At 63.5% G+C, this 24908-nt stretch carries 30 protein-coding genes; 13 read left to right on the forward strand and 17 right to left on the reverse strand.

Annotated elements, in window-relative coordinates; all coding sequences use genetic code 11:
* Positions 1-33: 33 nt before the first annotated feature.
* Positions 34-3390: a DEAD/DEAH box helicase gene (locus UP06_RS03420; protein ID WP_050031537.1), complete on the reverse strand. Its 3357-nt coding sequence runs from the start codon at positions 3388-3390 to the stop codon at positions 34-36.
* Between the two features lie 219 nt (positions 3391-3609).
* Between UP06_RS03420 and UP06_RS03425 the strand changes: the two genes are divergently transcribed.
* Positions 3610-4071: a cupin domain-containing protein gene (locus UP06_RS03425; RefSeq protein WP_045000471.1), complete on the forward strand. Its 462-nt coding sequence runs from the start codon at positions 3610-3612 to the stop codon at positions 4069-4071.
* A gap of 17 nt (positions 4072-4088) precedes the next feature.
* On the opposite strand, the gene UP06_RS03430 is transcribed toward UP06_RS03425, so the two are convergent.
* The gene (locus UP06_RS03430) at positions 4089-4667 is read right to left on the reverse strand and encodes a membrane protein (protein ID WP_045000473.1); all 579 of its coding nucleotides are present in this window, start codon (positions 4665-4667) and stop codon (positions 4089-4091) included.
* A 100-nt stretch (positions 4668-4767) separates the two neighbouring features.
* Positions 4768-5352, reverse strand: a complete 585-nt coding sequence (locus UP06_RS03435) for a TetR/AcrR family transcriptional regulator (RefSeq protein ID WP_045000476.1) — start codon at positions 5350-5352, stop codon at positions 4768-4770.
* 76 nt (positions 5353-5428) lie between these two features.
* Between UP06_RS03435 and UP06_RS03440 the strand changes: the two genes are divergently transcribed.
* Positions 5429-5926, forward strand: a complete 498-nt coding sequence (locus UP06_RS03440; protein WP_045000477.1) for a peptide deformylase — start codon at positions 5429-5431, stop codon at positions 5924-5926.
* A 2-nt stretch (positions 5927-5928) separates the two neighbouring features.
* On the forward strand, positions 5929-6438 hold the full coding sequence (locus UP06_RS03445; protein ID WP_045000479.1) for a GFA family protein: 510 nt from the start codon (positions 5929-5931) through the stop codon (positions 6436-6438).
* A gap of 15 nt (positions 6439-6453) precedes the next feature.
* On the opposite strand, the gene UP06_RS03450 is transcribed toward UP06_RS03445, so the two are convergent.
* Together UP06_RS03450 and UP06_RS03455 are read right to left on the reverse strand one after the other, a co-directional pair.
* Complete coding sequence (locus UP06_RS03450; RefSeq protein WP_245305392.1) at positions 6454-7584, reverse strand: alpha/beta fold hydrolase; 1131 nt, start codon at positions 7582-7584, stop codon at positions 6454-6456.
* Entirely contained in the window at positions 7584-7946 is a 363-nt protein-coding gene (locus UP06_RS03455; protein ID WP_045001130.1) for a hypothetical protein, read from the reverse strand. The genes UP06_RS03450 and UP06_RS03455 overlap by 1 nt, the downstream gene beginning before the upstream one ends.
* A gap of 211 nt (positions 7947-8157) precedes the next feature.
* On the opposite strand from UP06_RS03455, the gene UP06_RS03460 reads away from it, so the two are divergent.
* Positions 8158-9072 carry a LysR family transcriptional regulator gene (locus UP06_RS03460; RefSeq protein ID WP_045000481.1) on the forward strand — a complete coding sequence of 305 codons (915 nt, stop codon included), beginning with the start codon at positions 8158-8160 and terminating at the stop codon, positions 9070-9072.
* A gap of 24 nt (positions 9073-9096) precedes the next feature.
* Here the strand turns inward: UP06_RS03460 and UP06_RS03465 are convergent, their stop codons facing one another.
* The 6 genes from UP06_RS03465 to UP06_RS42645 form a co-directional block, all read right to left on the reverse strand.
* Positions 9097-9975 (reverse strand): AraC family transcriptional regulator, encoded by an 879-nt coding sequence (locus tag UP06_RS03465; RefSeq protein WP_045000483.1) that lies wholly within the window; start codon positions 9973-9975, stop codon positions 9097-9099.
* A 203-nt stretch (positions 9976-10178) separates the two neighbouring features.
* Positions 10179-11432, reverse strand: coding sequence for a serine hydrolase domain-containing protein (locus UP06_RS03470; RefSeq protein WP_045000485.1), 1254 nt, complete (start codon positions 11430-11432; stop codon positions 10179-10181).
* A 93-nt stretch (positions 11433-11525) separates the two neighbouring features.
* Positions 11526-11807: a PIN domain-containing protein gene (locus tag UP06_RS03475; RefSeq protein ID WP_197087111.1), complete on the reverse strand. Its 282-nt coding sequence runs from the start codon at positions 11805-11807 to the stop codon at positions 11526-11528.
* A gap of 116 nt (positions 11808-11923) precedes the next feature.
* Entirely contained in the window at positions 11924-12334 is a 411-nt protein-coding gene (locus tag UP06_RS03480) for an SMI1/KNR4 family protein (RefSeq protein WP_045000489.1), read from the reverse strand.
* A gap of 77 nt (positions 12335-12411) precedes the next feature.
* Positions 12412-12795 (reverse strand): hypothetical protein, encoded by a 384-nt coding sequence (locus UP06_RS03485; protein WP_045000491.1) that lies wholly within the window; start codon positions 12793-12795, stop codon positions 12412-12414.
* A complete protein-coding gene (locus tag UP06_RS42645) occupies positions 12795-12947 on the reverse strand; it encodes an integrase (RefSeq protein ID WP_156162735.1) in 153 nt (50 codons plus the stop codon). The genes UP06_RS03485 and UP06_RS42645 overlap by 1 nt, the downstream gene beginning before the upstream one ends.
* A gap of 241 nt (positions 12948-13188) precedes the next feature.
* Here UP06_RS42645 and UP06_RS03495 point away from each other — a divergent pair, with 241 nt between their 5' ends.
* The 4 genes from UP06_RS03495 to UP06_RS03510 are packed head-to-tail and all read left to right on the forward strand — an operon-like array spanning position 13189 to position 15197.
* Entirely contained in the window at positions 13189-13473 is a 285-nt protein-coding gene (locus UP06_RS03495) for a hypothetical protein (protein ID WP_045000492.1), read from the forward strand.
* A gap of 5 nt (positions 13474-13478) precedes the next feature.
* Entirely contained in the window at positions 13479-13904 is a 426-nt protein-coding gene (locus UP06_RS03500; protein WP_045000494.1) for a hypothetical protein, read from the forward strand.
* Between the two features lie 31 nt (positions 13905-13935).
* Positions 13936-14457 carry a hypothetical protein gene (locus UP06_RS03505; protein ID WP_045000496.1) on the forward strand — a complete coding sequence of 174 codons (522 nt, stop codon included), beginning with the start codon at positions 13936-13938 and terminating at the stop codon, positions 14455-14457.
* Positions 14454-15197, forward strand: coding sequence for a hypothetical protein (locus tag UP06_RS03510; protein WP_045000498.1), 744 nt, complete (start codon positions 14454-14456; stop codon positions 15195-15197). The genes UP06_RS03505 and UP06_RS03510 overlap by 4 nt, the downstream gene beginning before the upstream one ends.
* A 38-nt stretch (positions 15198-15235) precedes the next feature.
* On the opposite strand, the gene guaA is transcribed toward UP06_RS03510, so the two are convergent.
* Both guaA and UP06_RS03520 read right to left on the reverse strand, forming a co-directional pair.
* Positions 15236-16831 carry a glutamine-hydrolyzing GMP synthase gene (guaA, locus tag UP06_RS03515; protein ID WP_045000500.1) on the reverse strand — a complete coding sequence of 532 codons (1596 nt, stop codon included), beginning with the start codon at positions 16829-16831 and terminating at the stop codon, positions 15236-15238.
* A gap of 132 nt (positions 16832-16963) precedes the next feature.
* Positions 16964-17416 (reverse strand): winged helix-turn-helix transcriptional regulator, encoded by a 453-nt coding sequence (locus UP06_RS03520; protein WP_045000502.1) that lies wholly within the window; start codon positions 17414-17416, stop codon positions 16964-16966.
* A 158-nt stretch (positions 17417-17574) separates the two neighbouring features.
* Here UP06_RS03520 and UP06_RS03525 point away from each other — a divergent pair, with 158 nt between their 5' ends.
* The 3 genes from UP06_RS03525 (at position 17575) to UP06_RS03535 (ending at position 19643) form a co-directional block, all read left to right on the forward strand.
* On the forward strand, positions 17575-18789 hold the full coding sequence (locus tag UP06_RS03525) for an MFS transporter (protein WP_045001134.1): 1215 nt from the start codon (positions 17575-17577) through the stop codon (positions 18787-18789).
* 70 nt (positions 18790-18859) lie between these two features.
* Positions 18860-19192 (forward strand): DHCW motif cupin fold protein, encoded by a 333-nt coding sequence (locus tag UP06_RS03530; protein ID WP_045000504.1) that lies wholly within the window; start codon positions 18860-18862, stop codon positions 19190-19192.
* Between the two features lie 241 nt (positions 19193-19433).
* Positions 19434-19643: a cold-shock protein gene (locus tag UP06_RS03535; protein WP_045000506.1), complete on the forward strand. Its 210-nt coding sequence runs from the start codon at positions 19434-19436 to the stop codon at positions 19641-19643.
* A gap of 266 nt (positions 19644-19909) precedes the next feature.
* On the opposite strand, the gene UP06_RS03540 is transcribed toward UP06_RS03535, so the two are convergent.
* Together UP06_RS03540 and UP06_RS03545 are read right to left on the reverse strand one after the other, a co-directional pair.
* A complete protein-coding gene (locus UP06_RS03540) occupies positions 19910-21211 on the reverse strand; it encodes an RsmB/NOP family class I SAM-dependent RNA methyltransferase (RefSeq protein WP_045000508.1) in 1302 nt (433 codons plus the stop codon).
* 35 nt (positions 21212-21246) lie between these two features.
* Positions 21247-21669: an MAPEG family protein gene (locus UP06_RS03545; protein ID WP_045000510.1), complete on the reverse strand. Its 423-nt coding sequence runs from the start codon at positions 21667-21669 to the stop codon at positions 21247-21249.
* 152 nt (positions 21670-21821) lie between these two features.
* Between UP06_RS03545 and UP06_RS03550 the strand changes: the two genes are divergently transcribed.
* On the forward strand, positions 21822-22457 hold the full coding sequence (locus tag UP06_RS03550) for an acriflavin resistance protein (RefSeq protein WP_045000512.1): 636 nt from the start codon (positions 21822-21824) through the stop codon (positions 22455-22457).
* 68 nt (positions 22458-22525) lie between these two features.
* A complete protein-coding gene (locus UP06_RS03555; protein ID WP_045000514.1) occupies positions 22526-23368 on the forward strand; it encodes a metallophosphoesterase family protein in 843 nt (280 codons plus the stop codon).
* A 13-nt stretch (positions 23369-23381) separates the two neighbouring features.
* On the opposite strand, the gene UP06_RS03560 is transcribed toward UP06_RS03555, so the two are convergent.
* Both UP06_RS03560 and curA read right to left on the reverse strand, forming a co-directional pair.
* On the reverse strand, positions 23382-23702 hold the full coding sequence (locus UP06_RS03560; RefSeq protein ID WP_063778854.1) for a hypothetical protein: 321 nt from the start codon (positions 23700-23702) through the stop codon (positions 23382-23384).
* 149 nt (positions 23703-23851) lie between these two features.
* Positions 23852-24874, reverse strand: coding sequence for an NADPH-dependent curcumin/dihydrocurcumin reductase (gene curA, locus UP06_RS03565; protein ID WP_045001136.1), 1023 nt, complete (start codon positions 24872-24874; stop codon positions 23852-23854).
* Positions 24875-24908 lie beyond the last annotated feature (34 nt).

Raw genomic sequence — 24908 nt, forward strand, 5'->3', positions numbered from 1 at the left:
TCGCATCATCCCGAAGCGCGTGCCTGCGCCCGGCTACGCGTCGAACAACGCGTTCACATCGCCCTCCGTGAGGGCCGCCGCGATCCCGCCGTCACGGTCGAACAGGCCGTCGGCGAGCGCGCGCTTTCTGGCTTTGAGCTCGTCCATCTTTTCCTCGATCGTCCCGGTGGCCACCAGCCTGTAAACGAAAACGGCCTTGTCCTGTCCGATCCGATAGGCCCGATCGATCGCCTGTTCCTCGACTGCGGGATTCCACCAGGGATCGAAGATGATGACGGTATCCGCTGCAGTCAGGTTGAGGCCGACACCGCCAGCCTTCAGACTGACCAGGAAGATTTCGGCCGCGCCGTCCTGAAAGGCTTCAATCGCCGTCTTTCGGTCCTTGGTTTGACCGGTGAGAATGCTGTAGCGCAGGCCTCCCGTGTCGAGGCGCTTCCGGATCAGATCGAGCATGGAGGTGAATTGCGAGAAGATGATGATCTTGCGCCCCTCGCTCAGCAGTTCCCCCACCATGTCGATCAGGCGATCGAGCTTGGCCGACGGCCGTTCGACGCCGTCGTTCAGCTTCAGCAACGCCGGATCGCAACAGGCCTGCCGCATCCGAAGCAGGGCTTCGAGCACCACGATGTGGCTCTTGGCAAGGCCGCGCTTTGCGATGGCCTCGCGAACCTTGCGCGACATCGTGAGCCGTATCGAATCGTAGAGATCGCGTTGCGGCCCTTCCAGCGCGATGGCCTCCACGATTTCGCTCTTGGCGGGCAAGTCCGTAGCTACCTCCGTCTTGGTACGGCGCAACAGAAACGGCTTGACGCGCTGCGCCAAGGCGGCGGTCCGCGCGCTGTCGGCGCGCTTTTCGATCGGCGTGCGCCACTGGCGCGAAAAGGCGGCCTTGTCGCCGAGATAGCCCGGGTTGGCGAAGCTCATGATCGACCAGAGTTCGCCGAGATGATTTTCCATCGGCGTGCCCGTGAGACAGAAGCGATGCTGCGCCTTCGTCTCGCGCAGCCATCGCGTGGTGGCGGCATCCGGATTCTTGACCGTCTGCGCCTCATCCAGCACGGCCATATGCCACTCCCGCGCCAGCAGAATCTCGCGGTCCCGCGCGATCAGCGGATAGGTGGTCAGGACCAGATCGTGCTCTGCGATGGCAGGAAACTTGTGCTTGCGATCTGCGCCGTGCAGGACCAGCACCTTCAGCTCCGGCGCGAACTTCTGCGCCTCGGCGGACCAATTCGTCATCAGGCTGGTCGGCGCGACGACCAGCACGGGATTGGCGAGGTGACCTCGCGCTTTCTCCAGCGCGATCAAGGCCAGGATCTGGACCGTCTTGCCCAGCCCCATGTCGTCGGCGAGGATCCCGCCCAACCCGCTCTCGCGGAGCAGATCGAGCCATGCCACACCCTGCGCCTGATAAGGCCGAAGCGTGGCGCGAAAGGTCGGCGGCAGTTCCGGCGCGGTCAACCCTCGCGCCTGAAGCAGGCCTGCGAGGCGGCGAAGACTGTCGGCTCCCTGAAAGGCGAAGCTCTCGTTCTCTACGCCGAGCAGCGGAACGAGGTCCGCGCGCGACAGTCTGATCTTCCTGGAGGCGTCCTCGAAAGCGCCGCTCATGTGCAGGCCATGCAGCGCCAGCACGAGCGGCAGGAAGCGATCGGCAGCCAGCGCAACGTGCCGGCCGTCGGCTAGCGGCAGAAGGAAACGCTCGCCCTTGTCCGCGAGCTGCGTCAGCAATTCGGGGCTGAAGCCGGGTGTCGAAACCAGCGCGGCCAAGAGCGGCGCGAGATCGCGTCGCTCGCCTTCGATCTCGATGCCGAGCGACAATTCGAACCAGTCGATGCCGCTGGACTCCAGCACCGCATCGAAATCACCTGATGACTCCGCCAGATTGAACGGAAAATCGTGGTCGATCAGGATCTCGAACCCCTCCGACCGCAATTGCCCGGCGTGCAGCGCGAGAAAATCGAACCAGCCCTGCTGGTTGCTCAGCGTCAGATCCATGGCATGGCGAAAGTCGAGCATCCGATACACCGACCGTGCATCGGCGAAACCCGCGTCGGCAAGGCGCTTGCGTGCCTGCCTCTCCTTAGCCAGGCGGCGTGCGATCGCATAGACCTGCCCGCCTTGAAACAGCTCCAGCCGGCTCGCTCTCTGGGTTGGATCGATGTCGAACCCACCGTAGCGAAAACCGAGGCTGGCCACGCCGGCGGGACCGGGCCGTTCGCTCTTGTTGTTATAGTAATAATAGCTTGCGCCGACATGTCCGAGCTTCAGCCGCAGAACGGGACGCGGATCCTCGTCGATGAGCACCGCAGCCGTTGGCGGCACCGGCAGCAGACCGTGGTGAAGCTCGGGCAGCTTCTGGCTCAGGCGGCGCGACACCTCTTCGAGCTGCGCGCGGGGAATGGAGGGTGCAGCCAGGAACTGGGAGGCGAGCCGAGGCGGCAAGCCAAGTTGCACCGGCCCGATCACACCGGTGGCTTCGTCGACATACACCGGCGGTTCAGCATTCAACGCGACCGCCCCCGAGACGACGAGGTTCGGTGCAACGCCCTTGCCGCGCCCCGGGCGCCATTCGATCCTGCCTTCGCGCGCTTCGCCCCAGCTCAGCGGCGCCCGCTTGTGGTCGCGCCAGAATGCGCGGCCGGTCGCAACGATGCGGCGCAACACCTCTTCCGTGTGCGGCCCCTGGTCGGAATAGCCGCGGATGCGAGCCTTCACCGCCGTCATGATGTCGACATCGACATCGAGAAAATATTTCGGTGCTCGCTCCGGCTTGAACTCGTAGGGGCTCGGACTGCTGTAGTTGTCGGCATACGCCCCGCCCTTGCGCGGCTGGACCGATCGCAGGGACACCGTGAGATAAGGCATCGGGTCGCTCGACGGCACCAGGCAGTACAGCAACCGCGGGCTCTCTTCCGCGGCATAATCGCTGCTCCGTGCCGCACGGCCGACCGTGTCGATCCAGGTGTTGACCTCAAGGCCCAGGACCGGGGGAGCCGACGGCGCTTGCACCTTGGCAGGCTTGTCTGCCTGTGGGGGTGGCGCGGGCGGCAGCTTCGACGGCTCTTTGTCGCTCAGCGCTTCAAGCAGGGTCGCGGCGACATGCTTGCAGTTGAGGGCCATCGGACAACTGCAATCGCCTTCAATGTCGGTGAGCCTGCCGCCGTCGAACTCCAACTGGATGTCGACGCGATAATTCCTGGACTCGCTGCCTCGCACCCGGGAGGTGACGCGGGTCAGGTCGTCGCTGACATCCACCGCCGAGACGCGGTCCTGCGCCTGATAGACGTGCGCCTTCTCCATCGCCGATCGGCTGAAGTAACTATAGATGTCTTTTCGTTTGAGAACGTCCGACAGCACTTGCAGCGATTCCGCGACCCAGATTATCGGCATGCAGCATAGCCGTTTCGACCAGAGCGTTGTAGTCTTCGAACGCGCCGCCGATGCTGGCGCGCTGCCAATGGCCAGATTTCGGCAAAGCCCCGTATGAGATCGGACGCCGCCAAGTTCCCACGCCGGTTCCAGGAAAATAGCGGTTCGTGGTCCAGACGTCGATGCTCCAAGCCAACAAGATGCGCCTTCGCCTCGACTGCGAACGAACGGAATAGTCCCATGCCAAAAATCGAGATCGTTGCCGTGCCGGCCCGGATGGGCTCCGGCTATCCCGCCCCCTTTAATACTCCTTGCGCCGATCGCATCCGCAAGCGGCTCGGCAATGCCGGAGGCCTTTCCGATTTTGGCGTCAATCTCATGCGTCTGCCGCCGGGCAACTGGTCGAGCCAGCGCCACTGGCATTCGCACGAGGACGAGTTCGTCTACCTACTCGAAGGCGAGGTGGTGCTGATCGAGGAAGACGCCGAAACCGTACTGCGCGCAGGCGATTGCGCCGCCTTCCCGAAAGGCAGCGGCAACGGCCATCACATGATCAACCGGTCGGACGCGGTAGCCGTCTATCTCGAGATCGGCTCGCGCTCGCCCGACGACCTCACGACCTGCTCGGACATCGACATGATGAGCGCAAATTCGGACGGAAGGTTCGTGCACAAAGACGGCACGCCCTATCCAGACGCGTGACCGGAAGCGACGCAGCGCTACGTCCTGGCGCGCTGGCGCCACTCGCTGACGGCAAGCCAGACCGCCGAGACCAGGAAGTAGAGCGCGCCAACGCCAGCATAGCCCGCGACATTGGCGATCGACGGAACCGCAGGCGTCGCAGCCTGGACGATGAAGAACCCGCCTGCGAGTGCCGACTGACCACCGCTGAGCACCATGGCCCATTGCGCGCCAAAACTTTTCCAGCGCCGGATTGCCGTTCCGAGCTGGAGCAATCCGGACAGGATCGCCCACGCACCGAAGACACCGAGCACCCAATTCATGCTCGTCTGCAAGGCGACAATGACCGTGACGGCCGTCGCCAGGCTGACCAGGACGTTCAGAGCCTGCGTGCGGTTTTGATTGAGCCCACCGCTGCGCAATGCGTCCACGAGATTGGCCGCGGCGTCCCATGCCGGATAGAGCACGAGCAAGGCGCCGGCGATCACCGCAGAAGATGGCGCGAGCACAAACGCAGCGACGACCCAGGCAACGGAGAACGCCGCCCGGATGAAGTAATAGGATTTCAGCCAACGCTCGCGATCGGCACGAACGAGATTCAATTGATCATGCGCCATGATAGTCTCCTTGACCTACTAGTTGGTAGTTTTGCGCGCAGCGAGACCACCTCCACCCCGGCTTTCCTCCGGGGCGTCGATGCCGTCTCGCCGACGTCTCTCAGTGCTTGGTGGACAGCCGATCCAGCAGCGGTGCGGTGATCACACGGAACATTTTTGGATCGCCATACGCGCGCGCCGACAGCATCGCGCCGTGAACGGTCGCCATGAATCCTTCAGCCTCGACCCGGGCTGTGCCGGAGAGCTTGAGCCGACCCTTCCGCTTGCCGCGCTCCATCACCGAAGTCAGCCACGACGCAAGCGAGCGGAAGTGCGCGCGGACCTCAAGCGCCACCTCCTCCGGCAGGATCGGAAGCTCGCTGGCCAGCAGCGCACAGACACAGAAAGGAGCCGTCGCGTCGGAGATGCACGCCTCCCAATACCCGACATAGCTTTTGAGCTGGTCGCGCGCATCAGGGATATTGCGCTCGAGTGCTGCCAGTCCCGCCTCCGCGTCCTCGCGATATCGCGACACGAGGGTGCGGACCAGATCGACCTTGCTGGCGAAATGGTGGTGGATGCTCGGCTTGCGTATGCCGACGACTTCGGCCACGTCAGCATAGCTGAAGCCGTTATAGCCGCCCGCAATGATCAGGGTGCGAGCGCAGGCGAGAATATCGTCGGCGGTCGAGGAAACGTTGGTCATGCACGTTAACTACCTTCCAGTTGGTAGGGCGTCAAGAACGGGATGCTTCAACCATCCGTGAGTGGTAGGAGGTTGCATGACCATTCGTCCCCTCCTCCGGTATCCTGACCGCCGCCTCTCGGTCCCCGCTCGCCCCGCCACCGCATTCGACGACGCCTTGCGTGAGCTCGCAGCGGACCTGCTCGAGACGATGCGCGCCGCGCCCGGCATCGGCATCACCGCGCCGCATATCGGCGTGCCCTTGCGTGTCGTGGTGCTCGAACTCGACGCCAAGGATGGCGCGCGGACCTACGTCAATCCGGAAATCGAATGGGCCTCGCCCGAATTGATCATGCACCGCGAAGGCAGCGTCTCGATGCCTGGGGTCACCGACGAGGTGCAGCGCCACGCCCGCGTGCGGATCAGCTATCAGGATCTCGACGGCAACGCGCACACTGAGGAATCAGACGGCTTGCGCGCCGTCTGTCATCAGCACGAGATCGATCAGCTCGATGGTATGTTCTGGATCCAGCGGCTGTCGCGGCTGAAGCGGGAGCGGCTGGTGAAGAAGTTCGAGAAAATGGCGCGGGATTGAAAATGACGCACGCTCCCATCATGACCGCGACATGCGCCTGCGGCCGCGTCCAACTCAAGGCGTTCGGCGCACCGATCGTCAGTGCGGTCTGTTATTGCGGCGACTGCCGTAAGGGGGCGGCGCAGATCGAAGCTTTGCCCAACGCCAGCGCTGTGCGCGATCCCGATAGCGGGACCGCCTACAGCCTCTATCGGAAAGACCGGTTCGAATGCTCGGAGGGGGCCGAGCTGCTGAAGCCCTACAAGCTCAAGGACACTTCGCCGACAAACCGGGTTGTCGCGACCTGCTGCAACTCGGCGATGTTTGTGAATTTCGACCGAGGCCCGCACTGGGTCTCGGCCTACCGTGCGCGCTTGCACGGAGAGCTGCCGCCGCTCCAGTACCGGATTTGCACAAAATCCAAGCCGGACGGCGTCGTCCTCCCCGACGACGTTCCGAGTTCGCGGAGCTTTCCTTCGGGCCTCATCGTCAAGCTACTCGCGGCGCGGATCGCGATGGCGCTTGGACGATAGGACGGCCCGCGCCCGCTACACGCTCCGCAGGAAATCGATCATGGCGGTGTTGACCTCGGGCGCGCGTTCCTGCTGGGTCCAGTGTCCGCAGTCGCGCAACACGACCGGGGGCCGAAGTTTTGGAACGAATGCAGTCTGCTTCGCGATGTCCTCGCGAAACGCGGCGGCGACGAAATCGCGGTCGCCGACGAGATAGAGCGCGGGCACGGTGACCTTCGCCCCGTTGAAGGCGGCCATCAGCTCCCAACCGCGGTCGACATTGCGCCACCAGGCGAGCGGTCCGTGGAATCCGCTCCGCGCATAGGCCTCGACATAGACATCGACGTCGGCCTCCGTGATCCAGGGCGGCAGCGACGGCGGATCGGCCAGCACGTTCCCCTTTCGCGGCACCATGCCCGCCGCAAATCCGCCGGCGGCCGACGCCGGCCGGTCGCCGGATTGCAGGTAGAGCTGGGAGCGGAAGGTGCGGCGAAGATCGCGGCCGAGCCCGGCTTCGGCTTCAGGCGTCTGAAGGAAGAGCTGGTAGAACACCGCATCCTCGTTGCGCGGCATCAACGTGGTCGGCGGCGCAGCGCTGTCGCCGAACGCGCGCGGCCGGAACGGCGGGCTCATGGCAATCACGGCGCTGAAGCGGTCGGGCCGCAGCAACGCGGCCTGCCACGCGATGGCCGCCCCGATGTCGTGGCCGGCGACCACCGCCTGTTTCGCGCCCAGGACATCGACAAGACCGACGATGTCGCCGATGTCGTGGAGGATCGTGTACTTCTCCACCTCCTCCGGACGGTCGCTGCGGCCATAGCCGCGCAGGTCCGGCGCAACGGCATGGAATCCGGCTTTCGCGAGTGCCCCGAGTTGATGCCGCCAGGAATACCAGCACTCGGGAAAGCCGTGGCAGAGAATGACGAGCGGACCTTCGCCCTGCTCGGCCACGTGCAGCCGGATGCCGTTGGTCTCGATCATGCGATGCCTCACCTCAGGCATCGCTGGATCGACCCAGGAGGACGGATCGGCGTTTGCGCCGGCCGGCTCGGCCGCGGCTACGCGTGACGGTTGCGCGAATGCAACACTTGCGGTGAACGCACTCGCCGCCCAGAGCATGTCGCGTCGGGACAGGGTCGCCTCTCTCGACATCACTTCTCTCGACATCACTTGGCCTCCTTCATTGCAGTCGGATTGGCCATGAGCAGACCGAGCGGCTGAAGCGGACCGACAGGGATGTAGTCGTGATCCATCAGGTGCTCCTTGCCGAGTGGCAGTCCATCCATGATGGCTTCCGCTTCCGCGACGTCCTTCGTATTCAGCAAGAGGACGACTCCACGACCGTCGCCGCGCGAATACCATTCGCGGATTTTGCCACCGAGATAGAGCTGCACGGTCGCGCGAATTTCAGCCGGCATCACCGCCATGACCTGTTCGCGGGTGACGCCCGCCTTCACCGTGAGCATGACGAGCACACCAGTCACGGCTGGCGACGGCACTTGAGTCTGGGCGGCGGTCGGATTGGTCATGAGCGAAACTCCTGTGAGAGCGAGCGTGAGTGCGACGACGACGCTGCGCAGAGCGCCCGTCGGTCTGGTGTTGGCGATCATGGCGGTCGTCCTTGTTCGAAACGTCGATTGCGGCCACTTGGGCGGCGCCCGGTTCACATAGAAGCTGGGAGCGCTGCTTGTATGGTCGATTTGTTCACATATGTTGTTCGGAAATGAACAGGGGTTGCGCATGGACTGGCAGTGGGACGACATCCGCTTTTTCCTCGCCGTGTCGCGCGCCGGCAGCCTGTCGGCGGCGGCGCGCACGCTTGGTGTTGGTCATGTCACGGTCGGGCGGCGGATTGCGCTGCTCGAGAAACAGCTCGGCGTGACCCTTCTGAACCGGAGCCCGGACGGCTTCGTGACGACGTCGGCCGGCGAAGCCATTTTGCGCCAATGCACGGCGATGGAGAGCGCTGCCACCGATCTTGAGCGCATCGTCGCCGGGCACGACGCGCTGTTGAAGGGCACGGTCCGCGTCACCACCACCGAAGCACTCGCCTATCAGCTGGTCGCCCCCGCAATTGCAGCGCTGCGCAAGACTCATCCGGAGCTGCGGGTCGATCTCATCATCGGCGTCCGCACGCTCGACATTGCGCGGCGCGAGGCCGACCTTGCCGTCAGGTTTGCGCGGCCGCAGGCGTCGGACCTGATCTGCCGCAAGCTCGGCGACATCGCCTTCTCGCTCTACGCCTCGAAACGCTATCTGGCGAGCAAGGGCGTTCCGAAACAGGGCCAGGGCTTGGCGGATTACGACCTGATCACCTTCACCGGCGCGCCGGCCGCGATGGGCCCGTTTTTCATGGGCGAGCAGCTTGAAGGCGCGCGGATCGCGCTTCGCTGCGACAGCCCGTTCGTCCAGTTGCGTACCGCTGCGAGCCACGGCGGCATCGCTGAAGCCGTCTGCTTTCTCGGCGATGTCGCGCCCGACCTCGTCCGCGTCTGGCCCGACCGGGCGCCGGCACGACGCCCGGTGTGGCTGATCACGCATCAGGACATGCGGCGCGCGGCGCGCATCAGGGCCGTGTCGAACGCAATCGCCGAGGCGTTCCGCCGCGAGCGGCGTACCCTGGAGCAAGGGGAAGCGTCGCGTAAGGCCAGCTGAGTGGCAGGCCGTCGTCAGACGGCACTATTTCAGCGGCAGAAACACGTCCGCAACCGTCTCATGCTCCGGCACCTCCGGAAAGAAGCTCAGCCGCTGGCAATAGATCGGGAAGTCGCGGGCTTCCTCGCCGCTGGCCGGAAGCCAGTCGCGATAAAGGTAGAGCGCAGCGGGCTCCAGATTGTCGGTGTAACCGACGACGCGCAGCACCGCGCAGCGCCCGCCGGGGATCTCGCCGGCCTTGATCTCTTCGCCGTTCGCCTCGATCGGCTGGTCGGTCCCGACACAGAGGTCAGTGCTGTAAGCGGCAGGCGAGGAAGGACGCCGCTCGGACCGCCAGACATTGAAGGTCGGACTTGTCCGGGGGTGCAGGCCGGCGGCCCTGCGCCACGCGATGAACCGCTGGATGGTGGCACCAAGCGTCGCCGGATCGCCCCGGTGCTCCATGATCGCCACCCGCGTCGGGGGGACATCGCGTATCGTCACGTCATCAGTGGTAAAAGTCTTCATGAGCTTGCTCCTCGCGTTGTCGAGAGGCCCGAAGGCCGCAAGCCACGGCTCCCAGTCGGGAGAGTTGCGGAACGACGACGGCGATTGCCCGAACCGTTGCCGAAAGGCGCGGGCGAAGGCGTCCGGGGCATCGTAACCGGCATCAATCGCGATCTCCGTGACGCTTTGGGCGTCACTGTAGGCAAGCCAGTAGGAAGCGCGCTTCATACGAGCCAGCTGGACATAGCGATGCACGGAGAGCCCGAAGGTCGCCGCGAACTGCCGGTGGAAATGAAATTTTGAGAAGGCCGCAACACCGCTCAGCGTGTCCAGGTCCAGATCCGTTTCGAGATGCCGGTCGATATGGTCCAGCACCCGTCGCATCCGGTCCTGATAGTTTTGCAGCGCCGCCTTCATCGTCCCTCCTCCGTGGCGGCTCCAGTTAGGCGCGAACGGCTGTGACGTGCTCGACCGATCTTGCGGTTCCGAATGCATCCGTAGCCCGGATGGAGCGCAGCATAATCCGGGATTCTCACCACACGGGCAGTAAGGCGATGGGGTTGGCTCGCCCCGGATTACGCTGCGCTCCATCCGGGCTACGAGGATGCCAAGTCGCGCGGTTACCCGCCCACCATCAGCTGCTTCGCCAGCGCCATGTAGGCCGGCAGCGTCACGGGATCGTTGGCGGCATTCCCCGCCACCGGATGCGAGGCGTAGCGGGCGATCACCATCTCGGCCTTGGGATCGACATAGATGCCCTGGCCATAGACGCCGCGCGCCATATAGGCGCCGTGGGCGTTGTGCGTGACCCACCATTGGTTCCGGTACGAGCCACCGGGCAAGGTGGCGTAGCCGGCCGGCTTGAATTTCTCAGGGTCGCCACCGCGCGCGATGTCTTCGACGACCGAGGACGGCACAATCTGGCGGCCATTGAAGCGGCCGTGATTACGCATGGTCTCACCAAAGCGGGCGAGATCGCGCAACGTCGTCGACAGACCACCACCGCCGCTTTCGGTGCCGATGCGGTCAACGTGATAATGCGCATCCTCCTCCGCGCCCATGGGCATCCAGATGCGCTCGGAGAGAAGATCAGACAGCGTCATGCCGCTCGCGCGCCGGCAGATCCAGGCAAGCACGTCGGTGTTGACGGTCTTGTAGGCGAAGGCCTTGCCGTGCTCGCCCTGTTTCTTCTGCGCAACGAGGAAATCGAAAATATTGGTCGGGCCGTCATAGCCGGGCGGAATCGGCGCCATGCCGTTGGCGCGACGCAAGCCCCACACGTGCGAATTCTTGTCGGTGTAGACTTCGGTGTATTCGAGCCCCGTGGTCATATCCATGACCTCGTGCACGCGCGCATCGCCGAACGCGCTGGCCTTCAGCTCCGGCACGTAATCGGTGACCGGCGCCTGCGGATCGATCTTGCCCTCGTTGACCAGAATGCCGGCCAGCACGCCGGTGAACGATTTCGTCACCGACATCGCGATATGCGGCTTGTGCGGCTTCAACGCACCGAAATAACGCTCGTAAATCAGTTTTCCCCGATGCAGCACGGCGATGCCGTCGGTGTAGGTTTCCTCCAGCATGCGCGCGAAGGTCATGGGACGGCCATCCATGGTGATCGAGGCCGACGCGCCGATGTCATGGTCCTCACGCGGCAGTGGCGACGCGGGCCCTGCCCCGCGCCAGACGTTCACGGTCGGCACCAGCTGGCGGACATTGCTCCAGGCCCAGCGCAATTCCGGGAAGCTGCGGAAGGAGCCGTTCTGGAAGGTGATGGTGCGGTCCGGGGCGGGCGGGAAGCCCTTCATCCAGCCGAGGGTTTCGGGGTCGGTTTCGGCGGGGGTTGCAGGCGGCTGGTTGGGGGCGACGGACATGAACGCTGGCTCCGGAGGTGCGATGCCGGTGTCGTATCATGGGAGCGTGCGGTGGAGATCCAGCGTTTGTGCCGGGGGGCCACGCGATGATCCCTATCCCGCGCCGACGTCAGCAAGCCCTCGCATGAGGTTCGGCGTCGACCAGCTCGCGACTCCGGTTCCCGCAAAGTCGCGATCCGTCGTCCAAACGTCGGCTTCGACACTCCAGGCCAGCGCCAGCACATGGGCGTCGCGCACCGAACCGTTGCGACTCGGCACGGCGTCGCGAAGGGCCTCTTCGCATCGGACAAGCACCGGCGCCAACGCGGCGATGGGAATGACCGTGAGCAACTCTGCCAGATCGTTGAGGACATCGAGCAACTCCGGGCGCTTCAATCCGAGCTCGAGCGGCAAGAGCGAGCGGCCCGCAGGATCGGTGGAACGAAGCGATACCCATCAACGCCGTTTGCGATCGCGATGGGTTTCGCGAAGAGCTCAACCCATCCTACGCGCTACGAATCGGGGACCAGAACAGCGAGAAACTCCGGGAAGCTCGTCGCGACCAACTCCACGCGATCCTCGCCAAGCTCCTGTTCATGATCCCACCAATAGACGGCTCCGGTGCTCGGACCCGTGCGGCAATCCAAAAGGTAGAGGTTACCACCCTGGTCTTCGCCAACTGGCAACATCCCTTCGGGAAGGACGTCGCCAACCAGTTCATAACAATGATCGAGCTGGAGGTAACTTTCAGCGGCGCCGATTTCGAAGATGCAGCTCACATCCCAGTAGTCTGGATTGGTCGAGACGACCTGAACCGGACCAGACGGCTTTTCCCTGTGTGACCTCAGGAAGGTGCGATACGCCACGGGCAGGCTAGCCCCAAGCGCTGCTTCCAAGTTCTCAATTCGTTGTTCGGCGTTCATGACGCGATGCTAGCGCTCGATCCGATTTGCATCAATCGTCATTCCGCCCTAGTTCTCGAGCTTTCGGTGCAGCCGAATCACTTTTTAGTCGTGCCCTCAGATGGCTGCTCTGCCGACCCGCCGATTTTCTTCGAGACCACGTAGACGTCGACGGCGCTCATCGAGCATTCCTCGCTTGATGCTCGGCTGTTCGTGATGACCTCGATCGTCTTGCCATCCTTGGTGTGAAACGTGATGTCGTAAACCTGCTGGTGGAGGTCTTTGCCGATCTTTTCGGATGCGAGACGAACGGCCTTGGTCTGCGCCTCGATCACTGATGGGATATCAATCAGGCCGGCGTTCTTGAGGTGCACGAGGGCCATGTTCGTGGGCCAACTCGCGCAGTCCGGAGACTTCGCCAGAGCCACCGCAGCCGGCATGGCAAATATTGCGGCCATCACCACTTTCAACGCGGCGCGCATCAATGCACCACCTTGAGGGTGTGGTCACCCCTTTCCCGAATCTGCTTGCGCCTATTGAAGGGCAGGACGGCAACATCCATGCCGTCGCGGTCGCCGCGCTTGTAAAGCTTCTCGCCGGGCTTGAGCTTCTGAAGTCCCGTATCGGTCAACAAGGTATGCTCCGTTCGGTTCGCCGCCAGATACCATCATGGACCATGATGGTACAGAACCGACCGAAACGGAGCCCCTAAAAACGTGCCCTCGACGAAGCGTGCAGTGAAATCACGCCTTCAGATGATCTGCCGTACACGTCCCAAACTGAACACCGGGTAACACGTCAATTCCTTTGACATCGAAGCCGCCGCTGTCGGTGTACTGAAATCCCTCCTCACGATTCAGCGGGACACGCACGCCGTGTTCTTTAAGAAGGGCAATTCCCTAAAAGAGGAAGACAAGGTTCTCGCCTACATGGTGGTGAAGAAGCTTCTGAAAAACGAGGGAGCAACCGGAACCAGCGAAGTGTCCGGCAAAGAGATCAAGAAGCAGACCTCGGTCAAGCCCGGCACTGTGGATTTCGCTATCAAGAAGCTACGCGAGGAAGGCCTCATTGCCGGCAGTGGGGCCAACTACGAGATTCCAGCGCACGAGATTGACGCGGTCATAGACCGCCTTGAATCGAGAGTGCCGAAGGGAGCCTGATCTTCATGGACCGCGAAACTAGGGACGCATTGGACGAAATTCTTACTTCTATCAAAAGCCTCGATGCCCGCGTCTTGAAGCTCGAATCCGGCGGCGGAGTTCGCTCGCCGGGGACCGAGCCGAAGAAGCTGTCTCTAAAGGAGTTCTTGATTGAACGAGGCCCGTCAAACGGTGTGCAAAAAACGCTATCGATCGGTTATTTCCTCGAGAATTATGATGGCGCGTCGCCGTTCAATGCCGCTGACCTTGAGCGCGGTTTCCGCGCTGCGCGAGAGCCGGTACCCCCGAACATCAATGACAAGGCGAATCTCTGTGTGAGGAATGGACACTTCATGGAGCACAGCGAGAAGAAGAATAGCACAAAGGCTTGGCTCGTGACCCGCACTGGAGAAGAGGTCGTCCTCGCTGGGTTTGGCAAAGCACGATCGTGATCGTTTCTGTTCATTTTTAAGGGAGGAACAATTGAATAAAGAGGAATTTGAAGAACGCGCCTCGCGTTTACAGGAGATCGGGCAGATCATCGAGAAACTGCCAATCGAAATCCGGGGCGATGCATTTGGCCTCTTGAAGGCCTACGCCACCAAGAACGCATCATCCGGCAACGATCCGAGCCAGGCCGAACAGTATATCGCGAGCGACGACAACGGCGACGCGGACAGCAACAGCAGCGAGGGCGGCCTGTTCAGCAAACACACCCACGATAAGCCCGCCGACAATGTGCGGCTGGCGGCGGCCCATTTGTTCGAGCAATATGGCTCAGAACCCTTCACCGCTGCGGAGATCGAGAGCGTAGCGACTGACGCCGGCATCACTGTGCCGTCGAGAATCGACATGACCCTTCGTGTAGCCAAGGACGACGGCAAGCAGCTCTTCATGTCCGCAGGGAGAGGAAAATTCAAGCCTACGGTTCACGGCGAAATTTATCTTAAGAACACCTACAAGGTGAAGAAGGGAACCAACACACGGTCGAAGGCTAACGCATGACGCTGATTGAGTTCCTCGCGCCGCTCACAAAGGGCACCCACGAGAGTCGCGTGCTGGCCGTGCTTTATTACTGCGAGCAGTACGAAGATCAGGCGTCGCTCACCTCTGACATCATCAAGAAGCGTCTCGTCGGAGTCCGCGCGCCCGGAGCGTCCAAGGTCAATGTCCCAGACGTTTTAGGCAAGAGTGGCGCCCTCGCGGACACTAACGGCCTTCAGGGCAAGAGTCGTCTTTGGAAACTAACGGAATCCGGCCGTAAGCATGTGCGGGAGTTGTTGGGCCTGCCCGCAAACAACCCCGAACTGGAGCATGACGTCGGCACGCTCAGCGCGGCGATCTCCAAGGTCACGGACGTAGACGTTCGCGAGTATCTGGGAGAGGCGTTGAAGTCCCTGAGCGTGGGGGCCCTGAGGCCATGTGTGGTATCGGTGTGGGTGGCAGCCGCTCGCACACTACAGCACGAGATGATGAAGAAGGGCACAACGGCTGTCGCGGCAGCAGTCCAAAAGCACGATCAGAAGGCCAAAGCGATCAAATCCGTGGACGACTTCGCGTACACCAAGGAAAGCATCCAGCTATTGGCCGCGCGTGAGCTTGGCATCATCGACAAGAGCGAAAAGGACACGCTGGAGGAGGCCTTGGACCTGCGAAACAGATGCGGGCACCCATCAAAATACAGGCCCGGCGTGAAGAAGGTTTCGGCCTTCATGGAAGACGTCATCTCCATCGTCTTCACCTGATTTTTCCGCCAGTGACGGCGAAAACTCTTCTCTCGGCCCTACTCCCACTCAATCGTCCCAGGCGGCTTGCTCGTCACGTCATACACCACCCGGTTCACGCCCTTCACCTCGTTGATGATGCGCGTGGCGGTCTCGCCGAGAAACTTCATGTCGAACTGGTAGAAGTCTGCGGTCATGCCGTCGGTGGAGGTGACGGCGCGCAGGCCCACGACGAAGTCGTAGGTGCGGCCGTCGCCCATGACGCCGACGGTTTTCACCGGGAGCAGCACGGCAAAGGCCTGCCAGATGTCGTCATAGAGGCCGTGCTTGCGGATCTGGTCGATGTAGACGGCGTCGGCCTGGCGCAGGATGTCGAGTTTTTCGCGGGTGATGTCGCCGGGGCAGCGGATGGCGAGGCCCGGGCCCGGGAACGGGTGGCGGCCGACGAAGATTTCGGGGAGGCCCAGCTCTCGGCCGAGCTTGCGCACCTCGTCCTTGAACAGCTCGCGCAGGGGCTCGACGAGCTTCATGTTCATGCGCTCAGGCAGACCGCCGACATTGTGGTGCGACTTGATCGTCACCGAAGGGCCGCCGGTGAAGGAGACGCTCTCGATCACATCGGGATAGAGCGTGCCTTGCGCAAGGAAATCGGCGCCGCCGATCTTCTTCGCCTCCGCTTCGAATACCTCGATGAAGAGGCGGCCGATGGTCTTGCGCTTCTTTTCGGGGTCTGTGACGCCTTCGAGCTCGCCGAGGAATTGCTTCGAGGCATCTACGTGCACGAGCGGGATGTTGTAGTGGTGGCGGAACAAATCGACCACGGTCTTGGCTTCATCAAGGCGGAGCATGCCGTGGTCGACGAACACGCAGGTGAGCTGGTCGCCGATGGCTTCGTGGATCAGCACCGCGGCCACGGCTGAATCGACGCCGCCGGACAGGCCGCAGAGCACCTTGCCTTTGCCGACCTGGCTGCGGATCTTCGCGATCTCCTCCTCGCGGAAGGCGCGCATGGTCCAGTCGCCGGACAGGCCGGCGATCTTGCGGACGAAATTGCGGATCAGTTTTGCGCCGTCGGGGGTGTGCACCACTTCAGGGTGGAACATCAGGCCGTAATATTTGCGCGTCTCGTCCTGGATGATCGCGAACGGTGCGTTCGGCGAGGTGCCGGCCACCGAGAAGCCCGGCGGCATTTTTGTGATGCGGTCGCCATGGCTCATCCAGACCTGGTTCTTGCCGCCGGGCGACCAGACGTCCTCGAACAGCTTGCTCGGCGCCTTGACCTCGACATCGGCGCGGCCGAATTCGCGGTGATGACCGCCCTCGACGGTGCCGCCAAGCTGCTCCGCCATCGCCATCTGGCCGTAGCAGATGCCCATCACGGGCACGCCGGAGGCGAAGATCAATTGCGGGGCGCGGGGCGAGCCGGCCTCGTGCACCGATTCCGGGCCGCCGGAGAGGATCACCGCCTTCGGCTTCATCTCCCTGAAGGCCTCTTCGGCCTTGTTGAACGGGACGATCTCGCAATAGACGCCGTCCTCGCGGACACGACGCGCGATCAGCTGCGTCACCTGGCTGCCGAAATCGACGATGAGAATCTTGTCATGCGCCGAGGCCAATGAGGGCGTCGACGACTCGCGGTTCTGTGCTGCTGTCATGGCAAGCAGATACGCGACGGGGGCTTTTCCCGCAACCGCGCGGGGCACGCACCCACATTCTTCTTTGGGCATGGGCAAATGGATATAGGTAAGTCTTATTGACCTAATTTGGATAGCAGCGCGGCGGCGACTTCAGCGCTTGCGCGCGCCTGATTTCCTCACCCTGGTCTCGGACCATGCCAGCGGCCGGCCGGCCCGCGACGGAAGCACGAGCTTCCCGACCGGCAGGCCTGCCTCGTCGACCAGGTCGGAATGCGCTTCGCCCCGGGCGTAGAGATTCGCCTCGCCCCATTGGCGCAAGGAGACGACGACCGGAAACAGGTCGCGTCCCTTCTTCGTCAGCGCATATTCCTGATAGGCGCTGCCATCGGAGGCCGGGACCGGTTCGAGCACGCCGAGTTCCACCAGCCTGCGCAAACGCGCACTGAGCATGCCCTTGGCAATGCCGAGGTTCTTCTGGAAATCGCCGAACCGGCGCAAGCCATCGAAGGCATCGCGCACGATCAGCAGCGACCACACGTCCCCGATAGCATCGAGTGCGCGCGCCACCGGGCACTCAGCCTCGGCAAAACCGCTCCGCTTCATTCGCTGTTCCCCTCCAAACTGGTTCAAAAATAGGACTAGACAGCGCCTTGCGCAACTGGTCTTATTTTAGAACCAGCTTGGATGCGCCGGAGACCACAATGACGAATGACGCCACCGCGACAGCTCGACCGCCCAAGATCACCAACAAAGCCGCCGACATGACCAGCGACTCGGCCGGGCGCGGGCTCTCCCCCGCGATGGCACTGCTGTTCGCGCTGACCTGCGGGCTGAGCGTGGCCAATATCTACTTCGCGCAGCCGCTGCTCGATGCGATGGCGCAGGATCTCGGCATCGCGCCCGCCGCGATCGGCATGGTGGTGACGTTCACCCAGATCGGCTACGCGTTCGGCCTGATCCTGATCGTGCCGCTCGGCGACCTCTGGGATCGCCGCCGCCTGATCGTCGGCCAGACCGTGCTGTCGGCGATCGGTCTCGTCATCGTCGGCACGGCGACGCACGCAGCCGTGCTGCTCGCGGGAATGGCGCTGGTGGGCGTGCTGGCCGTCGTCGTCCAGGTCCTCGTCGCCTTTGCCGCGACGCTGGCGACGCCGGCCGAGCGCGGGCGCGCCATCGGCACCGTCACCAGCGGCGTCGTCGCGGGAATCCTGCTGGCGCGGTTCGCCTCAGGCGCGCTGGCCGATATCGGCGGCTGGCGCTTGGTCTACCTCATCTCGGCCGGCCTCATGCTCGCCATGGCCGCCCTGCTCCTGCGCGTGCTGCCGCGCGGCCGGCCATCGGCGTCGGCGGGATCCTCCTATCTGTCGCTGCTGCGCTCGACGGCGACGCTGTTCGTCGACGAGCCGATCCTGCGCGAGCGTGCGCTGTTTGCGTTTCTGATCTTCGCCGATCTCAACGTGTTCTGGACGTCGATCGTGCTGCCGCTCGCGGCGCCTCCCCTGGCGCTGTCGCACACCACGATCGGATTGCTCGGCATCGCCGGATTCGCCGGAGCGCTCGCGGCGCGCCATGCCGGGCGCCTTGCCGATCTCGGATGGGGCCAGCGCACCACGGGACTGTCGTTGATGCTGATGCTCGCCGCCTGGGCTCCGATCGCCTGCCTGCAGTCCTCGCTCTGGTTCGTCGTTGCCGGCGTGATCATGCTGGATTTCGGACTCCAGGCCGTGCACGTGACGAGCCAGAGCTTGATCGTCGCTGCGCGACCCGATGCGGCGAGCCGGCTGGTCGGGGGCTACATGGTGTTCTACTCGATCGGAAGCGCGGTCGGCGCGATCGCGTCGACGATGGTGTATGCGATGGCCGGCTGGAGTGGCGTCTGCATGCTCGGCGCCGGCATCAGCGCCGCCGCCCTGCTGGTCTGGGTCATCATCGCAAGCAGGACGCAGGTGCCGGCCGATTGTGCACTGACGCACTAGCAAAAATGAGGACCGCGGCGGAAGCATACGCTAACAACGGCACCGCCGGCTCTGACACAGGATCACCACCATGAAGCTCCCCGCCTCCCCCTTCACCGTCACCGACTGGAGCAAGGTCGAGGCGACCACGCATCCGGGCGAGACTGGGCAGGCGCTGTGGCGGACGCTCAACATCGGCGATCTCCGGGTGCGGATGGTCGAGTATTCGCCGGGCTATCTCGCCGATCATTGGTGCGACCGCGGCCACGTGATCTACGTGGTGCAAGGCGAACTCGACAGCGAGCTGCGTGACGGGCGCAAATTCAAGCTGACGCCGGGGATGAGCTACCAGGTCTCGGATTTCGGCGATGCCGCGCATCGCTCCTCGACGACTGTCGGCGCGACGCTGTTTATCGTGGATTGATTTGGCCTTCGACACCATTTTTTGCAGCGCAAAATAGCAAATCCAGCGGGGCTCGCCACGAGCGCGTGGCGCCTTGAACTTGCCCCAATAATTCGCTACATTGTGATCATCGATCCTTGGCCGAACGACTGGGCCGCTCCGACTCATTTCCAATGGGTGAGCACGTTTCAGGTATTTCTCCAAAATCGACCAATCGGGACACATGTCCCCCTGAATGCATCCTCTGAAAGGAAATGAGACTATGGCAATGGGCACCGTGAAGTGGTTCAACAACCAAAAGGGCTTCGGCTTCATCCAGCCGGACAACGGCGACAAGGACGTTTTCGTTCACATCAGCGCCGTTGAGCGCGCTGGTCTGAGCACCCTCAACGAGGGCCAGAAGGTTTCGTTCGACATCGTCGCGGACCGCCGCAGCGGCAAGTCCTCGGCTGACAACCTCCGCGCCGGCTAGTTGACCGCGCAATTCGCGATCTGACCACGGACGTACCGGCAGATCGTAGGATTACAGAAGCCCCGCCACCGAGATCTCGGTGGCGGGGTTTTTGTTTGGGAACGGCGCCGCCTCACCCGCGATGCCGTAGGGTGGGCAAAGGCGCGCTCTTGCGCGCCGTGCCCACCATCGAGCCATTCATGCGTGGCGAAAGAGTTGGTGGGCACGCTTCGCTTTGCCCACCCTACGCGAGCTACGTCTTCTTCGGCACCGCGCCTTTGCCCACCCTACGAAGCCTTCTTCAGCACCGACACGAAGAACCCATCCGTCCCCGTGCGGCGCGGGGTCATCAGCCAGCCTTCGTCCGACTGACGTGCGGCCTGCGCAAACGCTTCGGCCTTGTCCCAGAGCACGCTCGCGATCTGCTCCGGCGGCACCACTGCGAATTCGGGATTGCGACCGACGAACGCCCTCACCTGCTCGCCGTTCTCCTCCGGCAGCACCGAGCAGGTGATGTAGGCGATGCGGCCGCCCGCCTGCACCAGCGGCGCGGCGCGGTCCAGCACCTCGGCCTGGTCCTTGAGGCGGATCTCCAGCGCGCCCGGGCGCATGCGCCATTTGGCGTCGGGATTGCGGCGCCAGGTGCCGGTTCCCGTGCAGGGCGCGTCGATGACGACCAGATCAGCAGAGGCGCGGATGTCGGCCAGCGGATCGGTATCGCCCTTCGGCGTGCGGACGTCGGCATTGTGGACGCCGGCGCGCGACAGGCGTTCGTGAATAGGCGCAAGCTGGCGCTTGTCGCTGTCGGTCGCGATCAGCCGGCCCTTGCCCTGCATCATCGCGGCCAGCGGCAGCGTCTTGCCGCCGGCTCCTGCACAGAGGTCGATCACCTGCTCACCAGGTTTTGCCGCGGTGAAGAGAGCCGCAAGCTGCGATCCCTCATCCTGCACTTCAATGCCGCCCTTGATGAAATCCTCTTCCGCCTGGATGCCCGGATTGCGCGCATCGGCCGAAAGCGCGATGCGCAGGCCGTTTGCCGACCAAGGTGTCGGTTTCGCATGAAGATGAGCCAACGCCTTCAGCACCTTGTCGCGATTGGATTTTAGCGTGTTGACGCGCAGGTCCAGCGGCGCCCGGCTCGCCATCGCGACCGCCTCCGCGACGCGGTCCTCGCCGAACGCTTTGGCCAGATGGGAATCGAGCCATTCCGGATAGTCGCCGGCGATCGCCGCAGGCGCGCCCTTCAGGGACCGCGAGGCAAGCGCCGCCTGCTCGGCGTCCGTCAGCGGCTCGGGTGCAAACCGGCTGCCGTCGAACATCGCGGCCATGGTGGCGGTGTCCATCTCGCGCTCGAGGCGGAGCATGCCGATCAGCCGCGCGCGTGCAGTGTCGGCATCCATGAGGAACGCACTCGAGGAATAGCGGCGCAGCACGTCCCAGACCAGGCCGGCGATCGCCGCACGGTCGCCGGAGCCGGCAAAGCGGTGCGCGGTGCCCCACTCCTTCAGCGCCTTGGCCGCAGGCACGCGGTCTTTCTCGATGGTGTCGATCAGTTCGATGGCCGCGGACAGTCGGGCAGCAGGAGTCATTTGAATCTTTCAGATCAGGATCAGCGCATAAGCGCTCAGATCAGCAACAGAATTTTCAGTGCGAAGTAGATCCACATCGCCAGCAGCACCAGCACGCCGGCGAGCCAGACCGAGGAGCGCCGGCCGAGATTGTTCTCGGTGACGAAGATGCCGGCATGGGCAAAGCGCGTCACCACGAACACCCAGGACATCAGCACGATGAAGAGGTCGGCATGGCGGAGCGGCAGCGCCAGTGCGATCAGGGCGTAGAACAGCACCGGCAGCTCGAACTGGTTGCGGTAGCAATTGGCGATTTGTGTGGCGCCCTTCGGCCAGTTCGGCTCGCCGAGCGCAATGTCGCGGCTCTTGGTCTCGCCCGAGACCAGCGCTTGGCGGCGCCCGAACACCATGCCGATCAGGAGCGCGAAGGTGAGCCCTATCTGCACGAAGACTGGCAGCAAAACCATTTGAACGGACATTGGATTTTTCCCGCGGACAAAGCGTCGCCGGCCGTCATTAGCCGCGACTCCTGGCCCTGACAATCAGCGACTTGAACCGGCGTTCCCGCTCTCGCGACCAAATATCGATAGTTAAAGCGATTTCGGCCTTTCGGGCCTGACGAGACGCCGCCATGAACACCCTCTTCAGCCAGGTCGCCAGCATGATCGGCCTTTTGACCGAATCCGCTGACGGTCAGCTCGGCATCCTGATGTCGGCACTGGCCGGCGTTGCGGCAGCGCTCGCGGTCGCCCTGACGCTGACGGTCTATTTCCGCATGGCCTACCGGACGTGGCGGGACATGCTCAGGCACGGCCTGGCGGCGCTCGCCGCGGCCGCGCTGTTCGCCTTTGCCGCCTACGACATGCGTCACGCCGCGCTCGCCTATCTCGGCCTCAACCCGACCAAGCCCGCGGTCGAGTTCGAGATCCGGATGCCGCGCGAGACCTTGACGACGGCGTCTGACACCCAGATCGAGCTGCACACCGACCGCAACCAGACCCTGGCTCTGGTCGACGGTGTCAGGGACCTCGCCGACGGCCGCGCGCTGCTGCGCGGCGCGGTCGCACTCAACTACCGCACCGCCGACCGGATGCTGGTCGTAAACCTGCCGAGAAAAGGCACGTTCGAATTCCGCCTGCGCCTGCCCGCCGAGCCGCATCGCTCCGAGCAATTCGGCCCCTGGCATCTCGCCGATCGCATCGCCTCGCCGCTCGCCGGCGACGTCGCGCCGCAAGATGCCTACACGATCCGCTATCGCGTGCTTTAAACTTTGTTCGATCGCGGACGTGCGCGCGTCGTCATCGTACCGACGCCTGGCCGGGCTACCCTTTGCCCATGTCCGAATTTCGCCTGACGCAGATTTCCGACACCCATCTCGGCCGGCGCTTTCCCGGCCTGGTCGCGAACTTCCACCGCGTCAGCGCGCATATCGACGCCAACAGACCCGATCTCGTCATCAACACAGGTGACGTCTCCTTCGACGGGCCGACCAGCCGCGACGATGTCGAATTCGCCAAGAGCCTGCATGACGCCCTGCCCGTTGCCTGCCGCTACTTGCCGGGCAATCACGACATCGGCGACAATCCGACTGCACTCGGGCCTGCGCCCAAGCCGCCGGTCCGCGAGACGCACCGCCAGCAATTTTGCGAGATCATCGGCGAAGATCATTGGTCGTTCGAGGCCGCCGGCTGGCGCTTCATCGGCCTCAACTCGCTGGTGATGAATTCAGGGCTCGCCTTCGAGGCCGAGCAATTCGACTGGCTGGCCGCGGAGATATCGCGCACGAACGGCAAGCCGGTCGCGCTGTTCCTGCACAAGCCGATGTTTCTCAACCTGCCCGACGATGTTGAAACGCCGGAGACCTCGATCCGCTACGTGCCGCAGCCGACGCGCGCGCGGCTGATCGCGATGTTTGCAAATGTCGATCTGCGCCTCATCGCCAGCGGTCACGTGCACCAGCGCCGCGACTTCACCGTCCGCCACACCCGCCACGTCTGGGCGCCGTCGGCCGGCTTCAAGATCAACGACGCCCGCCAGGACCGGATCGCGATCAAGGAAACGGGCCTCGTCGAGTACCGCTTCCAGCCCGACAGTCTTGAGGTTCGACACATCCGTGCAGCGGGCCAGGCCGACATCGATATCGAAGAGCTGTTCGCCCAGATGGGCGGCGAACACTAGCGCGCGACGATCGTCAGGCGACGCTCTTGAGATCCTGCTGGATCGCAGCGAGCAAGGATTGCAGAGCCTCGCTGTTCACCGGCTTGGCCGCAGCCTTTGCAGGCTGAAGATTGGCAAGCTGAACATTGGCGAGCTCGACATTGGCAGGCTGCGCAGCCTTGACCGGACGCTTCGGAAATGGCGGCGTCGGCATCGCGGGCTGCGTGAACGCACCCTCGTGGTCGGCGTGAACGAACTTGCCATGGATGACGTCGTCGCGACGGCCCATGAGAAACATGGTCGCCCAATAACCGGCAGCCAGCAGGATTACGCAGAAAACAACAATCTCTAACATCATCGCACCTAAAATATGTGCAATGATTCAATGCCTTCGCCGATCGGTCAATGAACCGACGGTCACACCTGCGGCTTTTACGGGCGGGTGTGGCCGATCGGTCACTCTTTGTTAACCATTCCGACCCCGAGAGGGGCGGGAGCGGCGGATCAAGCCTTGTCCGGTCCGACCCGGACCAGCTGCTTGCCGAAATTGGCACCCTTCAGGAGCCCCATGAAGGCGCCGGGCGCGCTCTCCAGGCCCTCGGTGACGAACTCCTTGTATTTGACCTTGCCGTCGCGGACCCAGCCGGACATGTCGCGCAGGAAGTCGCCATGGCGGGCGGCGAAATCCGAGACGATGAAGCCGCGGAAGGTCAGCCGCTTGGTCAGGGTCGCGCGCATCATCGACGCCGCCCATTTCGGCGGCTTGGCCTCGGTGTCGTTGTAATGGGCGATCAGGCCGCAGACCGGCACGCGCGCGAATGCATTGAGCAGCGGGAACACCGCCTCGAACACCGCGCCGCCGACATTCTCGAAATAGACGTCGATGCCCTTCGGGCAGGCGTCCTTCAGCTTGGCCGCCAGATCGGGATCGCGGTGGTCGATGCAGGCATCGAAGCCGAGCTCCTTCACGACGTAGTCGCACTTGTCCTTGCCGCCGGCAATGCCGACCGCGCGTGCGCCCTTGACCTTCGCGATCTGGCCCACGGCCGAGCCGACTGCGCCGGACGCGCCGGCGACGACAACCGTCTCGCCCGCTTGCGGCTTGCCGATGTCGAGCAGGCCCGTATAGGCGGTCATGCCGGGCATGCCGAGCACGCCGACGGCGGTTGAGATCGGCGCCAGTTTCGGATCGACCTTCGCGAGCCCCTTGCCGTCCGAGATCGCATGCGTCTGCCATCCCGCGCGCGAGAGCACGATATCGCCCTTGGCGAAGTTCGGATTGTTGGAGGCCACGACCTCGCACACCGTGCCGGCTTCCATCACGCCACCAACCGGCACCGGCGTCGCATAGGACGGACCGTCGCTCATGCGACCGCGCATATAGGGATCGAGCGACAGCCAGATGGTGCGCAGCAGGACCTCGCCTGCGCCGGGCGAGGGAATCGCGAATTCCTCCAGGCGAAAATCAGATGACTTTGGCTCGCCGACGGGACGTGCGGCGAGAACGATGCGTTTGCCTTGGGACATGATGGCTTCCTCCAGATTGGTTGTCGCCATGATT

This window comes from Bradyrhizobium sp. LTSP857 (assembly GCF_000938285.1).
Classification (GTDB): Bacteria; Pseudomonadota; Alphaproteobacteria; order Rhizobiales; family Xanthobacteraceae; genus Bradyrhizobium.

Coding starts and splice junctions, on each gene's coding strand:
- UP06_RS03435 (WP_045000476.1), bottom strand. CDS start 5,352: ATGACCAACGTTTCCTCGACCGCCGACGATATTCTCGCCTGCGCTCGC.
- UP06_RS03510 (WP_045000498.1), top strand. CDS start 14,454: ATGACGCTGATTGAGTTCCTCGCGCCGCTCACAAAGGGCACCCACGAG.
- UP06_RS03500 (WP_045000494.1), top strand. CDS start 13,479: ATGGACCGCGAAACTAGGGACGCATTGGACGAAATTCTTACTTCTATC.
- UP06_RS03460 (WP_045000481.1), top strand. CDS start 8,158: ATGGACTGGCAGTGGGACGACATCCGCTTTTTCCTCGCCGTGTCGCGC.
- UP06_RS03535 (WP_045000506.1), top strand. CDS start 19,434: ATGGCAATGGGCACCGTGAAGTGGTTCAACAACCAAAAGGGCTTCGGC.
- UP06_RS03455 (WP_045001130.1), bottom strand. CDS start 7,946: ATGACCAATCCGACCGCCGCCCAGACTCAAGTGCCGTCGCCAGCCGTG.
- UP06_RS03420 (WP_050031537.1), bottom strand. CDS start 3,390: ATGCCGATAATCTGGGTCGCGGAATCGCTGCAAGTGCTGTCGGACGTT.
- UP06_RS03480 (WP_045000489.1), bottom strand. CDS start 12,334: ATGAACGCCGAACAACGAATTGAGAACTTGGAAGCAGCGCTTGGGGCT.
- UP06_RS03520 (WP_045000502.1), bottom strand. CDS start 17,416: ATGAAGCGGAGCGGTTTTGCCGAGGCTGAGTGCCCGGTGGCGCGCGCA.
- UP06_RS03530 (WP_045000504.1), top strand. CDS start 18,860: ATGAAGCTCCCCGCCTCCCCCTTCACCGTCACCGACTGGAGCAAGGTC.
- UP06_RS03540 (WP_045000508.1), bottom strand. CDS start 21,211: ATGACTCCTGCTGCCCGACTGTCCGCGGCCATCGAACTGATCGACACC.
- UP06_RS03445 (WP_045000479.1), top strand. CDS start 5,929: ATGACGCACGCTCCCATCATGACCGCGACATGCGCCTGCGGCCGCGTC.
- UP06_RS03465 (WP_045000483.1), bottom strand. CDS start 9,975: ATGAAGGCGGCGCTGCAAAACTATCAGGACCGGATGCGACGGGTGCTG.
- guaA (WP_045000500.1), bottom strand. CDS start 16,831: ATGACAGCAGCACAGAACCGCGAGTCGTCGACGCCCTCATTGGCCTCG.
- UP06_RS03485 (WP_045000491.1), bottom strand. CDS start 12,795: ATGCGCGCCGCGTTGAAAGTGGTGATGGCCGCAATATTTGCCATGCCG.
- UP06_RS03545 (WP_045000510.1), bottom strand. CDS start 21,669: ATGTCCGTTCAAATGGTTTTGCTGCCAGTCTTCGTGCAGATAGGGCTC.
- UP06_RS03430 (WP_045000473.1), bottom strand. CDS start 4,667: ATGGCGCATGATCAATTGAATCTCGTTCGTGCCGATCGCGAGCGTTGG.
- UP06_RS03425 (WP_045000471.1), top strand. CDS start 3,610: ATGCCAAAAATCGAGATCGTTGCCGTGCCGGCCCGGATGGGCTCCGGC.
- UP06_RS03560 (WP_063778854.1), bottom strand. CDS start 23,702: ATGTTAGAGATTGTTGTTTTCTGCGTAATCCTGCTGGCTGCCGGTTAT.
- UP06_RS03450 (WP_245305392.1), bottom strand. CDS start 7,584: ATGTCGAGAGAAGTGATGTCGAGAGAGGCGACCCTGTCCCGACGCGAC.
- curA (WP_045001136.1), bottom strand. CDS start 24,874: ATGTCCCAAGGCAAACGCATCGTTCTCGCCGCACGTCCCGTCGGCGAG.
- UP06_RS03550 (WP_045000512.1), top strand. CDS start 21,822: ATGAACACCCTCTTCAGCCAGGTCGCCAGCATGATCGGCCTTTTGACC.
- UP06_RS03555 (WP_045000514.1), top strand. CDS start 22,526: ATGTCCGAATTTCGCCTGACGCAGATTTCCGACACCCATCTCGGCCGG.
- UP06_RS03525 (WP_045001134.1), top strand. CDS start 17,575: ATGACCAGCGACTCGGCCGGGCGCGGGCTCTCCCCCGCGATGGCACTG.
- UP06_RS03470 (WP_045000485.1), bottom strand. CDS start 11,432: ATGTCCGTCGCCCCCAACCAGCCGCCTGCAACCCCCGCCGAAACCGAC.
- UP06_RS03440 (WP_045000477.1), top strand. CDS start 5,429: ATGACCATTCGTCCCCTCCTCCGGTATCCTGACCGCCGCCTCTCGGTC.